This is a genomic window from Sinomonas albida (assembly GCF_004919045.1).
In the GTDB taxonomy this organism is placed as follows: Bacteria; Actinomycetota; Actinomycetes; order Actinomycetales; family Micrococcaceae; genus Sinomonas; species Sinomonas albida.
In genome coordinates this window covers 56,989-69,637 of record NZ_SWDW01000004.1, presented here as the reverse complement: position 1 = coordinate 69,637, position 12,649 = coordinate 56,989, and the positions used below count along the sequence as shown (strand labels likewise).

The following is a 12,649-nucleotide window of genomic DNA, read 5'->3' as shown; positions in this document are numbered from 1 at the left end:
CGGACCGACGTCCAGTTCCGCGAGCATCTGACGGGTCCCGACGAGCAGGCTGCCCGTCCGTGAGGCTCTCCGGCTGCCCGCCGATACGATGCTTTCACCGATATTCAAGGTCTTTTAAGGATATGCCCACGGCCCGTCAACCAAAAGGGGCCGAACGTCCCCGGGGCGGCGGATGCCCGTCGGACGGCCCCGACGGGCGGCGACGCTCGCCGCCGTCGTCCAGCAGGCTGGCGGGACGTAGGGACGAATTCCCGAACCGCGCCGTCACCGCGTCGAGGGTCTGTTCGGCGGTGCGCCAGTTGTCATCCCGCCGCTCAAGGCTCAGCTGGACCGCTCCCCCGCCGCGGGAGAGCCGCTCCCCCCGGAGCCCGATGAGCCGGACGCTCTGGGGGCGCTCCCCCAGGCCAGCGAGGAGTCGCATCCCCTCTTCGTAGAGCACGTGGGCGGAGTCGGTCGGAACGGTCAACGCCCGTGATCTCGACAGAGTGGAGAAGTCGGCGTAGCGGAGCTTGAGCGCGACCGTCCCCGCCTGGACCCCCGCCGACCGCATGCGGACGGCGATCCGGTGGGCGAGGCGGAGAAGCTCGCGCCGCAGGGGCTCGTCCTCGGACACGTCGACAGAGAAAGTCTCCTCCGCGCCGACGCTCTTCTCTTCGCGCTCGGGCGTGACGCGGCGATCGTCGAGGCCCCAGCTGAGGGCCTTCGCATGGAGCCCCGGAGCGCCGAGCGTCCGCTGGAGCGTCGAGTCCGGGGTGTGGGCCAGATCCGCGACCGTGTGGACTCCGAGCCGCGCGAGCACCTCGGCGGTCTTGCCGCCGATCCCCCACAGCGCTTCGACTGGGAGCGAATGGAGGAAGGAAACCGTGTCCTCGGGCCGGATGACGAGGAGGCCGTCCGGCTTGCTCCGGGTCGAGGCGATCTTGGCCACGAACTTGGTCGACGCGACACCCACGGACGCCGTCAGCCCGAGCCGCGAGCGAACCGCCGACTTGATGGACGCAGCGATCTGTTCGGGAGGACCGAGACGCCGGACGGCGCCAGAGACGTCGAGGAACGCCTCATCGACGCTCAGCGGCTCGACGAGGTCGGTGAACTCGCGCAGGAGGGCCATGAGCTCGCGGGAAACGCTGTAGTAGAGGGAGTGCCGCGGCTCCACGACGATCGCCCGAGGGCACAGCCGCAGTGCCGCCGACATGGGCATGGCGCTCCGCACGCCATAGGCGCGCGCCTTGTAGCTGGCAGAGAGCACCACCGAGCGGTCGGAGGGAAAGCCCACGATCACCAGCCGGTCGCGGAGTTCCGGCCGCTCCCGCTCCTCGACGCCCACGAAGAAGGCGTCCATATCGACGTGGAGGATCCCGCGCCGGCGCAGCACGTCGAGCGTCTCGCCGGGTTTCGCCGGATCTCGGTTCTCCACCTATCCATACTAGGCGGCGGGCGCTTCCGACCGGAGCCAGCTGAGCCGTGCCCTGCGCCGCCCCCTAGACTTGACCGGGGGCTCGGCCCTGACGGCAGGGCCGAGCCACAACGAGACGACTGAACGAAACGAATGTGTGGAGGATACGAGTGCCAGTCAACTTGAGGAACCGTGGAGGCCTGATCCCGGGGGTGGCCCTTGCCGTTCTCGCCCTCGTGGGCTGCTCGGCCCAAGCCAGCAGCAGCCCGTCGTCGAGCCCCGCGCAGACTTCGGCCGCGGCGTCGCCGTCGTCCTCCGCCAGCGCAAGCGCCTCGGTCAGCTCCGCGCCGTCGGGCTCCGCGTCGGCGACCGTGAACGCCCTCGTGCCGGGCTTCCCCCAGAAGGTGGTCCCGATCATGCCGGGAGCCACGACGCTCCAGACGAGCTATGACGCCACGGCCAACCCCCAGACGGCATCGCTCGTGGCCTCGACCTCGGCCACCTCTGATCAGATCCTCGACTACTATGCGGGCCAGTTCACCGGCCAGGGCTTCACCGCCGCCGCGAAGACCAAGGTCGGAACGACGGACAGCCAGGACTTCGTCCGCTCGGGCGGCAAGGAGACCGTGAACGTCGCGGTCGTCGTCGTGAACGGACGCACGACGTTCACCGTCGGCGCCTCGGTGGCCCCCGGGACCATCAAGTAGCCATGTCCGACGACCACGCCCGCCCCCAGCAGCACGGAGCGACGCTCGACGAGGAGACGCGGCACGAGCAGACGGCCTACCGCGACGCACTCGCGGTCCAGCTCGACCGCTTCCTCGCGGCCCAGAGCGAGGCGATGGCCGCGGTCTCCCCCGATGTCGCGCCGCTCATGGACGCCATCACGGGACTCGTGACCGGCGGCAAGCGCCTGCGCGCCCTCCTGTGCTACTGGGGCTGGCGTGGTGCCGGCGGAAGCCGCCTCGGCGACGAGGCCGTTCGGGCCGGCGCCGCGCTCGAGCTCTTCCAGGGCGCGGCCCTCATCCACGACGACATCATCGATCGATCCGACATCCGGCGCGGGGGCCCCAGCGTGCACCGACGCTTCGGCCAACTCCACCGGGACCGCGGCTGGGCGCTCGACGAGGAGCGCTTCGGCCAGGCCGCCGCCATCCTGACCGGCGACCTGTGCCTCTCGTTCAGCGAAGAGGCGTTCACGGGAATCGGGGCAGCCGCCGCGTCGGGGACATCAGCGCGCCGCATCTTCAACACCATGCGGGCCGAGGTCATGGCGGGCCAGTACCTCGACATCCTCGAGGAAGTAGCCGGGCCGAGCCGGGCCCGCAGCGAAGCGGTCGCCGCGGCGGCGAACGTGATCCGCTACAAGTCGGCGAAGTACTCGACCGAGCACCCGCTCGGCATCGGCGGAGCGCTTGCCGGGGCGGACGACGCCCTCCTGGCCGCCTATTCGCGCTTCTCGCTCCCCCTCGGCGAAGCGTTCCAGCTCCGCGACGACGTCCTGGGCGTCTTCGGCGATCCGCAGACCACGGGCAAGCCAGCCGGCGACGACCTGCGGGAGGGCAAGCGCACCGTGCTCGTCGCGTTCGCGCTCGAACGGGCGACGGCGGAGGGCGCCGCGCTGCTCGAGCGGAGCCTGGGTCGCCAGGACCTGAGCGACGACGACGTCGAGCGGCTCCGCGGCGTGATCAGCGAGAGCGGGGCCCTGGCCGCCACCGAGGACCTCATCGAAGGTCTCTCGGGCCGGGCCTTCGACGCCCTCGAGGATCTGCACCTCCCCGCCGACGTGCGCGCGGCGCTGCGCAGCCTCGGCCTTTCCGCGGTGCAGCGCGCCGCCTGAGCTCGGCCCCTTCAGCCGAGAAGCCGACTCCGCGGGCTACCAGGCGAGAATCTGCGCGCGGCGCCGAATCTCCGTCTTGCGTCCCTCGCGGAGCGCGTCGATCGGCCGGCCCCTGAGCGACTCGTCCGGCGTGAACAGCCACGCGATCAGCTCTTCGTCGGAGAACCCGGCATCCGCGAGCACCGCGATGGTGCCCTTGAGGCTGTCGACCACGTGATCGCCGTCGAGGAAGAGCGCGGGAACTGATCTGATGTTTCGCTCCCCCACCTTCAGTGCGACGAGGGCGCGCTCGTCGAGAAGGCCGTGCACCTTGGTGATCTTGCAGCCAAGCTGCTCTGCGACGTCGGGCAGCGGAAGCCACTCGGACACCATCTGTTCAATTTCACTCACGCGTCAAGCGTGCCACGGACCCTGCGGTCGCTCCTAGTCGGCGCATGAGAACCTTCGCGCGTGCCCGCGCCTTGTGCTCGTGACTGATCCGTGAGAGATTCACTCGAGTCACATATGTATCGTGAGTGTTATGTCATCGCTCCAGTCACATTAGTCACAACCGTCACACGGAGGACTTGTCATGTCGGCCATCCGCAACGCTCAGCCCGGGGCCAAGGCCATGCTGCCCGCGGTCGCCGTTACGACGGCGACCCTTCCGGCGGTTGTCCTTTCATCGCTGGCCCTCGCCCAGCCAGCCATCGCCGAGCCCGCGCCCGCCCATGTCCAAGGTGCCGGCGCCGTCGTCCCTGAGAGCACCAGGCAGGCCGACGTCGTCCCCGCCTCGGAGATCGCCGCACTCGTTCCCTCGCGCCTCGCGCCCGAGGTGGTCCCCGAAGCCCCGCAGGCCCGGTCCGACTACACCGTCGCGAGCGGGGACACGGTTATCGGCATCGCTTCGCGCTATGGGCTCGATTGGCACGACGTGCTGAAACTCAACGGCCTTCAGCCCAGCTCGCTCATCTTCCCGGGCCAGAAGCTGCGGCTCACGGGCGCACCGGCGCCAGCCCCCGCGCCCGCCGCGGACCCCGCACCGGCTCCGGCTCCGGCTCCGCAGACCGCAGGGAGCTACCAGATCAAGCCGGGAGACACGCTCTACAGCATCTCGGCCAAGCTCAAGGTGCCCATGGGCGATCTCCTCGCTGCCAATGGCCTGAGCCTCTCCTCCGTGATCTACGCGGGCCGTTCCCTCAAGCTCCCGGCCCCGCCAGCCCCGGTGGTAAGCCCCGCGTCCGCGGTGACCCCGGCCTCTGCCGGGGCACCCAAGCCGCTCGTGGACAAGTCCTTCCTGGGCTTCACGTACCCGGACGCCGTCGTGGCCTCGGCCAATGACAACAAGCGCCTTCTGAACGCGGCGCCCGTCCCCTCGAGGGACCAGATGCGGCAGATCGTCGCGGACACGGCCCGGACCATGGGCGTGGATCCCGTCCTCGCCCAGGCCATCGCCTACCACGAGTCCGGTTTCAACCAGCGGGCCGTCTCCCCGGCGAACGCAATCGGCGCGATGCAGATCGTGCCGTCGACCGCGGCCTGGGCCTCGGCCCTCGTGGGGCGCACGCTCAACCCGCTCGATCCCCGCGACAACGCGACTGCAGGCGTCGCGGTCCTGCGCGCCCTCGCCGCCGCAACCCCGGACCAGAAGACCGCGATCGCGAGCTACTACCAGGGGCAGACCTCCGTTGCGAAGCGCGGGATGTTCGACGACACGAAGGACTACGTCAAGGCAGTCACCGCCGACATGGCACTGTTCCACTGACACCTCGCCGTACGGCCCTCGCCTCAGCGCCGCTCAGAGGCGGGCGGCATAGGATCGTAGGGTGAACGGACAGCACACCGACGGCCTCGTCGGCTCCCTCGTGGGGGCCCGCTACGAGGTTCTGTCGCTGCTCGGGACGGGGGGCATGGCGACCGTCTATCTCGCGATGGACACGTCATTGCGCCGGAGGGTGGCCCTCAAGGTGCTCCACCCCCACCTGAGCCGCGACCGCAGCTTCGCGGAGCGCTTCGAGCGCGAGGCCATCGCGGCTGCCCAGCTTTCGCACCCGCACGTGGTGTCGATGCTCGACCGCGGTCAGGACGGCGGCGTCCTGTACCTCGTCATGGAGTACGTCCAGGGGCGCACCCTCCGGGACCTGCTCGACGAAACCGGGCCGCTCGCCCCGAAGCAGGCCCTCGCGCTCATCGACGCGGTCGTGGACGGGCTCGCGGCCGCGCACACGGCGGGAATCATCCACCGCGACGTCAAGCCGGCGAACGTCCTGCTGGCCGACGACGGGCGCGTCAAGGTCGGGGACTTCGGGCTGGCCCGGAGCCTCTCCGCGACGTCGGTCACGGACACGCTGTTCGGGACCGCCGAATACATTCCCCCGGAGATGCTCACTGGCCGGCCGGTGGACGCCCGCAGCGACCTGTACTCGACCGGGATCATGCTGTTCGAGATGCTCACCGGCAGCCTTCCGTTCCATGGGCCGGAGCGGACCCATGTGGCCTACCAGCATGTGAACAGCGACGTCCCGCCGCCCTCGGACCGGGCACCAGGCCTGGCGCCCGAGCTCGACGAGCTCGTGGGCTGGATGACGCGCAAGGACCCGAACGGCCGGCCGCCGAGCGCCGGTGCCCTGCTGGGCGAGATCCGCGACATCCGGCTCTCCCTCACGGACGCGCAGCTCGACTACCGTGCGCCGGCCGCCCGCGGCCCCCACGACTCGCTCACCGAACGCCTCTCCGGCGATCGGACGGAGGCCATGCCGCGCGGCACCGAGGTCATCACGGCCTACGGCTCGTCCCACACCTCGGTCATGCCGAGGCCCGAAGGCAACGAGCCGCCGAGACCGCGCGAGCAGAAGCGGCAGGCCAAAGAGGCCGATCGCGCTGCGCGCGCCGCGGCCGCGCGCCCCACCCACCAGCTCGGCAAGGGCCATCCCCGGCGACGGGGCCTCGTGTGGCTCGCCATCGTCGTCGTCCTCGCTCTCCTCGCGGCAGCGATCGGGTGGTTCTTCGGCTTCGGCCCCGGTGCGCTCGCGACCGTGCCACCGGTGAGGAACCTCACGGTCGCCCAGGCCCAGGCGGTCATCCAGGATGCTGGCCTCGGCTTCACCACTCACGACGTGTTCGACGACACCGTGAACGCGGGACTCATCGTCGCGAGCACGCCGGGGGCCGGCGCCCAGATCCGCAAGTTCGAGGGCGTCCAGCTCATGGTCTCGAAGGGCCCCGAGCTCTTCCCCCTCGCCCAGCTCACGGGGACCCCGATCGACGCGGCCAAGCAGGCACTCTCGAACGCGAAGATGACGCTCGGCACCGTGACCGAGTCGTTCAGCGACACGGTCGCGGCGGGGGTCGTCATGGCGCAGGATCCGACCGCGGGGACCCCGCTCAAGCACGGGAGTCCCGTGTCCCTCACGGTGTCGAAGGGCCCGCAGCCGATCCCCATCCCCAAGGTCGTCGGGATGACGCAGGCTGACGCTGTCGCCGCGCTGACCGCGGCGGGCTTCAAGCCGTCCGTGGCCGACACCCCCGTGTTCGACCGCACGATTCCGGCCGGATCCGTGGTCACCCAGAATCCGGGCGCCGGCCAGAGTCTCACGCGGGGCTCGACCGTCACGCTCACGCTCTCGAAGGGCCCGCGCATGGTGCACGTGCCCAACTTCGTGGGCCAGCAGGTGAGCGCGGCCCAGGACGCGCTTCAGAAGCTCGGCTTCACGGTCAAGGTCCAGAACGTCCTGGGCGGATTCTTCGGCACGGTCCGTGCCCAGGACCCCGTCGACCGGGACGTGCCCGAGGGCTCGACCATCACGCTCACCGTCGTCTGACCGACGTCGGGACGGACGACGGCGCGCGGTTGGCTTGCGCGGTCGGCGTTCGGCCGGTCAGCGCTTGGTGAGCGACTCCGAGACGAGGAACGCCATCTCGAGCGACTGCATGTGATTGAGCCGGGGATCGCACACCGACTCGTACCGGTCCTCGAACGCGGCCTCGTCGATGGGGTCCGAGCCGCCGAGGCACTCCGCCACGTCGTCGCCCGTCATCTCCATGTGCAGGCCCCCCGGCACCGTGCCGAGGGCGTGGTGCACCTCGAAGAAGCCGCGCACCTCGTCCACCACGTCGTCGAAGCGGCGCGTCTTGTAGCCGTTGCGCGACGTGACGGTGTTGCCGTGCATGGGATCGGTCACCCAGAGCACCTTCGCGCCCGAGGCCGTGACCTTCTCGACGACCGCGGGAAGCTTCTCGCGGATGTTCTTCGCACCCATGCGCGTGATGAACGTGAGGCGGCCGGGCTCGCGCTCGGGGTCGAGCTTGTCGATGAGGCGCAGGGCGTCGTCGCCCGAGACGCCGGGGCCGAGCTTGACGCCGATCGGGTTGCGGACACGGGAGAGGAAGTCGACGTGGGCGTGGTCGAGCTCGCGCGTGCGCTCCCCGATCCACAGGAAGTGGGCCGAAGTGTCGTACGGGAGGCCCGTGCGCGAGTCGATCCGGGTGAGCGCGCGCTCGTAGTCGAGCAGGAGCGCCTCGTGGCTCGCGAAGAACTCGACGCGCTTGAGCGCCTCGAAGTCGGCGCCGCACGAGCCCATGAACGTGATGGCCCGGTCGATCTCCCGCGCGAGCGACTCGTAGCGCGCGTGCGCAGGATTCTTCGTGAAACCCTGGTTCCACGCGTGCACGAGCCGCAGGTCCGCGAAGCCGCCCTGCGTGAAGGCCCTGATGAGATTCAGGGTGGCCGCGGACGTGTGGTAGGCCTGCAGCATGCGGCCCGCATCGTGCGCGCGGGTTTCGGGCGTGAACTCGTAGCCGTTGACGATGTCGCCGCGGTACGCCGGCAGCGTGACGCCCTCGCGCGTCTCTGTGTCCGAGGAACGCGGCTTCGCGAACTGGCCCGCCATGCGGCCCATCTTGATGACCGGCATCGCGGCGCCATAGGTCAGCACGACGGCCATCTGGAGGATGGTCCTGACCCGCGCGCTGATGCGATCCGCCGTCGCCGCCTCGAACGTCTCCGCGCAATCGCCGCCCTGGAGGAGGAACGCCCGCCCCTGCGCGGCGTCGGCAAGGCGATGGCGGAGCAGGTCGACCTCTCCCGCGAAGACGAGCGGCGGGAGAACGGACAGCTCCGCGACGGAGCGCTTGAAGGTTCCCGCGTCAGACCACGAGGGCTGCTGGGACGCCGGAAGTGACCGCCAGGCGTCGAGCCCCGGATAGTCGGCTGCGCCGCTCTGCGACGTGCTCGTGAAAGGGGCCGGCGGAGGCGTGGAGAGTTCAGTCACGAGACAAGGCTAGCTCAGCGCATCAGGGCGCCAAGCCGCATGACGACGGCACTTCACGCGCCCGCCGTCGTCCCTTCGCCGGGCCCCGCCGTCGTCCCTTCGCCGGGCTCCGGCTCGCCCTGATGCGCTCGGCTCCCCTGCTTGGACTGGGCGCCCTCCCCTGCGGCCAGCTGGGCCTTGACGGTCGCCGCGTAGACGTCCACGTATTCCTGGCCGGAAAGGCGCTGGAGCTCCTGCATGATGCGGTCGGTCACGAGCCGCTGCACGTCACGGTCTTCAGCACGGTCGTAGTACTCCGAGAAGTCGAGCGGCTGGCCGAAGATCACGCCGATGCGGCGGATCGACGGGAAGCGCTGGCCGATCGGCTGGACCTTGTCCGTGCCGATCATCGCGACCGGGACCACCCGCACGCGCGTCTCGAGCGCGAGCCGCGCCACGCCGACCTTCCCGCGGTACATGCGCGCGTCCGGCGAGCGGGTGCCCTCGGGGTAGATGCCCAGGAGGCCTCCCTTGCGGAGCACCTCGGCCCCGGCGGTCAGGGACGCCGTGGAGGCTGCGCCGCCCGAGCGGTCCATGGGGAGCTGGTTCGTGACCCGGAAGAACGTGGCCGTGAGCCACCCCTTGAGGCCTGTTCCGGTGAAGTACTCCTGCTTCGCGAGGAAGACGACCGGCCGCCGCACCATGAGCGGCATGAAGATGGAGTCGGAGAACGACAGATGGTTCGAGGCGAGGATCGCGGGTCCCTCGTCGGGGACATTCGTACGTCCCTTGACCCACGGCCGGAACAGGAGTTTGACGATCGGTCCGATGAAAATCCGTTTGAGGACCCAGTAGATCACGGTGCGCCTTCCGCGGTCGCGGGCATGCTTGCCACACTCACTCTAGTAAGGACCCGCACCCTGTGCGCCCGAATTCGTGCACGCACCGCGTGGCGATGCCACGATGGAGGCATGACCGCACCTGTCGATCGGCCCGGAGCCCGGTGGGGAGTGGCGATGTGCCACGGGTTCTCCGGATCGCCCTCGTCTGTCGCGCCGTGGGCGGAGGGACTCGCCGCCCGCGGCTTCGACGTCGAGGTTCCGCTTCTCCCGGGCCACGGGACCGACTGGCATGACCTCGAGGGCCGCCGCTGGCGTGAGTGGACCGAGTGCTTCGAAGCGGCATGCGCGCGCCTCGCGGCTCGCAACGACGCCCTCTTCGTCGCGGGCCTCTCGATGGGCGGCGCCATCGCCCTGCGCGCCGCCGCACGTCTGGACGTCGCAGGCGTGGCGGTGGTCAACCCGGGCCTCGGCTTCTACGACTGGCGTGTCCGCTACATCGGCGCCATCAGGCACTTCCGCCGCACCACCGCGCCGATCGACGAGCCCGCGGCACCCGAGCCCGTGGGCGACGAGGGCGAGTACGACGTCACTCCCCTCGCGGCCGTCTACGAGCTCCGTCAGCTCTTCCGCGCCGCGGACCGCGCGCTGCCGAAGGTCACAGCGCCGCTGCTCGCGTTCAAGTCGGACGAGGATCCGGTGGTCCCGCCGTCGTCCGTGGCGCGCATCCTGCGGCGCGTCTCGAGCCACGACGTCGAATTCGTCCCGCTGCACGAGAGCCCGCACGTCGCGACGCGCGACCGCGAGGCGCCGCTCATCGTGGACCGGACCGCGGAATTCTTCGAGCGCTGCGCTGCGAGAACCGCCCACCCCGCCGTCGGCGCGTGATCGGGGCATAATGCTTGACATGAACAGCGTCACGACGCCGGCCGGCGTCGTCCTGAGCCATGGCTTTACGGGGGGCCTTGCGAGCGTGGCCCCATGGGCCGATGCGCTGCGCCGCGACGGGCTCCGGGTCGTGACGCCGCTTCTGCCAGGACACGGCACCACGTGGATGGACCTCTCGACCCGCCGCTGGCACGAGTGGTACGACACCTTCGAGGCCGCGTATCTGGACCTCGCGAGCGAATGTTCCTCCGTCGCGGTGGCGGGCCTCTCGATGGGCGGAGCGCTCGCCCTTCGGCTCGCGGCCCTCCACCCGGTGGCCGGGGTCTCGGTGGTCAATCCGGGTCTTGTCGTCGACGATCCGCGCTCGCACTTCTCGTTCTTCATCCGGTACGCGGTGCGCTCGGTCCCTGCGATCGGCAACGACATCAAGAAGCCGGGACAGGACGAGCGGGCCTACCCTCGCGTTCCGGTCGCGGCCGCACACGAACTCAAGCTCCTCTTCCGCGACACGGTACGCCTCCTCCCGCAGGCCACGGCGCCGCTCCAGATCTTCCGCTCGACGGCGGACCACACCGTCTCGACCGAGCGCAGCGTGGCTGCCCTCGCCCGCCGCTACGGCGGCACCGAGATCGAGCTGGTGCGCCTCCCGAACAGCTACCACGTCGCGACGCTCGACTACGACGCCGAGACGATCTTCACGCGCTCGTCGGAGTTCCTCCGCGGCGTCACGTCGGCGCAACCGGAGGGCGCGCGCCCGCAGAGCCAGGAGAATGCATGAACGGCCAGCCGGACCCGGACCGCGCCGACCATGAGGCCGACGACGACGTCTGGCGCGACCTCGTCGCGAGGCTCCGCGCGGGCGATCCGCGGGTGAGCCCGGACTGGGACGCCGACGAGTTCGGCCCAGCGCCGCTCGAGCCGTCCGCGGCCGAGCGCGCCGCGGCTGCGCACGCGTCCGAGTCGCCGAACGGCGCCCAGGCCTCCGAGCCGGGGAAGGCCCAGGGCTTTGCGGAGTTCGACCCTCTGGGCTTGAGCGGACGCCCGACGGACGGGCCGCGGGACTACGAGCCCATCGACGACGGCGAGTTCGTCCCCGAGGAGCCCGAGCCGGTGCTTGCCGGCGCCGACCCCGCGGCCGTCCTCTCGTGGATCGGCGCGCTCGGAGCCCCGGTGGCGCTCCTGCTGTCCGCCCTGTTCTGGCGCGGCATCCCGAGCTACGCGATCGCTGGGCTTGTCGCGATCTTCATCGCGTCCGTGGGCTTCCTGATCATGCGGCTCCCCCGGGACAAAGACGAGGACGACGACGGCGCGCGGCTCTGAGCGATCACGCGCCACCCGCGCGGGGTGTCAGGGCGCCCCTCGGCTCGGCCCAGAGCGAGCGGCGGACGCGTCTAGCGCACCCATCCATTTCCGCGCGCGTTGACCCGCGAGAGGTCGGCCGCACCGATGAGTCCGGCTTGGGGGCCAAGCTGGGCCCGGTGGATGCTGGCGGCCGGACGGAAGCCGCGGCCGGTCAGGTTGCGGGCGAACGCCCTTCGCGCCGGGTCGAGCAGCAGATCGCCCGCATCGCACAGCCCGCCGCCCACCACGAACGTTCCCGGGTCTAGCGCCGCCGCGAGATTCGCGAGGCCGAGGCCGAGCCACTCGCCGACGTCCTCGAGCAGCTCCCTCGAGGTGGGATCGCCCCTGCGGGCGAGGTCCGTGACGACCGCGCCCGTGATCGCGTCGAGGTCGCCGTCGACCGCCTTGATGATCTCCTGCGCGACGGGAGAGTTTGCCCTCGCGAGCTCTCGCGCCTCGCGACCGAGGGCATTGCCCGACGCGTACTGCTCCCAGCAGCCTCGGTTGCCGCATTCGCAACGGTGCCCGCCGGGCATGATGATCTGGTGTCCGAACTCTCCGGCCACCCCGTAGCGTCCGCGCTCGAGGCGTCCGCCCAGGACCATCGCGCCCCCGATGCCCGTGCCGAGCGTGATGCACACGAGCCTGGGCTCCGCGCGCCCCGCCCCGAAGCGCCATTCCGCCCAGGCCGCGGCATCGGCGTCGTTGGTCAGGAGGACCCGGCGCCGCAGGAGCCGCTCGAGGTTGTTGCGCAGCGGCTCGTTGCGCCACGCGAGGTGCGGACTGAACAGGACGGTGCCGCCCTCAAGGTCCATCCAGCCGGCCGCCCCGATCCCCACGGACGCGATGCGGTGATCCCCGCTCAGCTCGTCGACGAGTTCGGCGATGACGCGCTCGACCTCGCGCGGCTGCGAGCCCGGCGTGGCGCGCCGAGCCTCGCGGAGGATCGCACCGTCCGCGTCCACGACGCCCGCTGCAACCTTCGTGCCGCCGATGTCGATGCCGATGGCGAGCCCGCGGCGGCGGAGGCGGGGTCCTGCTGGGCGGCGCGGCGGAAAAGGGCGTCGTTGAATGGGCACCGGCCCAGTCTAAAGCGGCAGACAGTGGCGGACTCCCG

12 protein-coding genes are annotated in these 12,649 nt (G+C 70.7%); 7 read left to right on the top strand and 5 right to left on the bottom strand.

What is annotated here, in order from left to right; all coding sequences use genetic code 11:
* Positions 1-136: 136 nt before the first annotated feature.
* Positions 137-1,417, bottom strand: coding sequence for a DNA polymerase IV (gene dinB / locus E6A26_RS05030; RefSeq protein WP_268815208.1), 1,281 nt, complete (start codon positions 1,415-1,417; stop codon positions 137-139).
* Positions 1,418-1,566: 149 nt separating this feature from the next.
* Here dinB and E6A26_RS05025 point away from each other — a divergent pair, with 149 nt between their 5' ends.
* Both E6A26_RS05025 and E6A26_RS05020 read left to right on the top strand, forming a co-directional pair.
* Complete coding sequence (locus E6A26_RS05025; RefSeq protein WP_136610109.1) at positions 1,567-2,103, top strand: hypothetical protein; 537 nt, start codon at positions 1,567-1,569, stop codon at positions 2,101-2,103.
* Positions 2,104-2,105: 2 nt separating this feature from the next.
* Entirely contained in the window at positions 2,106-3,236 is a 1,131-nt protein-coding gene (locus E6A26_RS05020) for a polyprenyl synthetase family protein (protein WP_136610108.1), read from the top strand.
* Positions 3,237-3,272: 36 nt separating this feature from the next.
* Here E6A26_RS05020 and E6A26_RS05015 read toward each other — a convergent pair whose 3' ends face one another.
* Positions 3,273-3,608, bottom strand: a complete 336-nt coding sequence (locus E6A26_RS05015; protein WP_407695368.1) for an Rv2175c family DNA-binding protein — start codon at positions 3,606-3,608, stop codon at positions 3,273-3,275.
* A 199-nt stretch (positions 3,609-3,807) separates the two neighbouring features.
* On the opposite strand from E6A26_RS05015, the gene E6A26_RS05010 reads away from it, so the two are divergent.
* Together E6A26_RS05010 and pknB are read left to right on the top strand one after the other, a co-directional pair.
* Complete coding sequence (locus tag E6A26_RS05010) at positions 3,808-4,980, top strand: lytic transglycosylase (RefSeq protein WP_136610106.1); 1,173 nt, start codon at positions 3,808-3,810, stop codon at positions 4,978-4,980.
* 61 nt (positions 4,981-5,041) lie between these two features.
* On the top strand, positions 5,042-7,036 hold the full coding sequence (gene pknB, locus E6A26_RS05005) for a Stk1 family PASTA domain-containing Ser/Thr kinase (RefSeq protein ID WP_136610105.1): 1,995 nt from the start codon (positions 5,042-5,044) through the stop codon (positions 7,034-7,036).
* 57 nt (positions 7,037-7,093) lie between these two features.
* Here pknB and E6A26_RS05000 read toward each other — a convergent pair whose 3' ends face one another.
* Positions 7,094-8,485 carry a class II 3-deoxy-7-phosphoheptulonate synthase gene (locus tag E6A26_RS05000; protein ID WP_136610104.1) on the bottom strand — a complete coding sequence of 464 codons (1,392 nt, stop codon included), beginning with the start codon at positions 8,483-8,485 and terminating at the stop codon, positions 7,094-7,096.
* 53 nt (positions 8,486-8,538) lie between these two features.
* Complete coding sequence (locus E6A26_RS04995; RefSeq protein ID WP_136610103.1) at positions 8,539-9,324, bottom strand: lysophospholipid acyltransferase family protein; 786 nt, start codon at positions 9,322-9,324, stop codon at positions 8,539-8,541.
* A 111-nt stretch (positions 9,325-9,435) separates the two neighbouring features.
* On the opposite strand from E6A26_RS04995, the gene E6A26_RS04990 reads away from it, so the two are divergent.
* From E6A26_RS04990 to E6A26_RS04980, 3 genes are read left to right on the top strand one after another with little or no spacing between them, the layout of a single operon-like run.
* Positions 9,436-10,191, top strand: a complete 756-nt coding sequence (locus E6A26_RS04990; RefSeq protein ID WP_136610102.1) for an alpha/beta hydrolase — start codon at positions 9,436-9,438, stop codon at positions 10,189-10,191.
* 19 nt (positions 10,192-10,210) lie between these two features.
* A complete protein-coding gene (locus tag E6A26_RS04985; RefSeq protein ID WP_234865070.1) occupies positions 10,211-10,969 on the top strand; it encodes an alpha/beta hydrolase in 759 nt (252 codons plus the stop codon).
* Positions 10,966-11,511 carry a COX15/CtaA family protein gene (locus tag E6A26_RS04980; protein ID WP_136610100.1) on the top strand — a complete coding sequence of 182 codons (546 nt, stop codon included), beginning with the start codon at positions 10,966-10,968 and terminating at the stop codon, positions 11,509-11,511. Before E6A26_RS04985 ends, E6A26_RS04980 begins: the two co-directional genes overlap by 4 nt.
* A 71-nt stretch (positions 11,512-11,582) precedes the next feature.
* Here E6A26_RS04980 and E6A26_RS04975 read toward each other — a convergent pair whose 3' ends face one another.
* Complete coding sequence (locus E6A26_RS04975) at positions 11,583-12,605, bottom strand: ROK family glucokinase (protein ID WP_234865104.1); 1,023 nt, start codon at positions 12,603-12,605, stop codon at positions 11,583-11,585.
* Positions 12,606-12,649: the final 44 nt, after the last annotated feature.

Excerpts from the sequence above, each read along its gene's own strand:
- E6A26_RS04990 (WP_136610102.1), top strand. The coding sequence starts at position 9,436 with ATGACCGCACCTGTCGATCGGCCCGGAGCCCGGTGGGGAGTGGCGATG.
- E6A26_RS04985 (WP_234865070.1), top strand. The coding sequence starts at position 10,211 with ATGAACAGCGTCACGACGCCGGCCGGCGTCGTCCTGAGCCATGGCTTT.
- E6A26_RS05020 (WP_136610108.1), top strand. The coding sequence starts at position 2,106 with ATGTCCGACGACCACGCCCGCCCCCAGCAGCACGGAGCGACGCTCGAC.
- E6A26_RS04980 (WP_136610100.1), top strand. The coding sequence starts at position 10,966 with ATGAACGGCCAGCCGGACCCGGACCGCGCCGACCATGAGGCCGACGAC.
- E6A26_RS05015 (WP_407695368.1), bottom strand. The coding sequence starts at position 3,608 with ATGGTGTCCGAGTGGCTTCCGCTGCCCGACGTCGCAGAGCAGCTTGGC.
- E6A26_RS05010 (WP_136610106.1), top strand. The coding sequence starts at position 3,808 with ATGTCGGCCATCCGCAACGCTCAGCCCGGGGCCAAGGCCATGCTGCCC.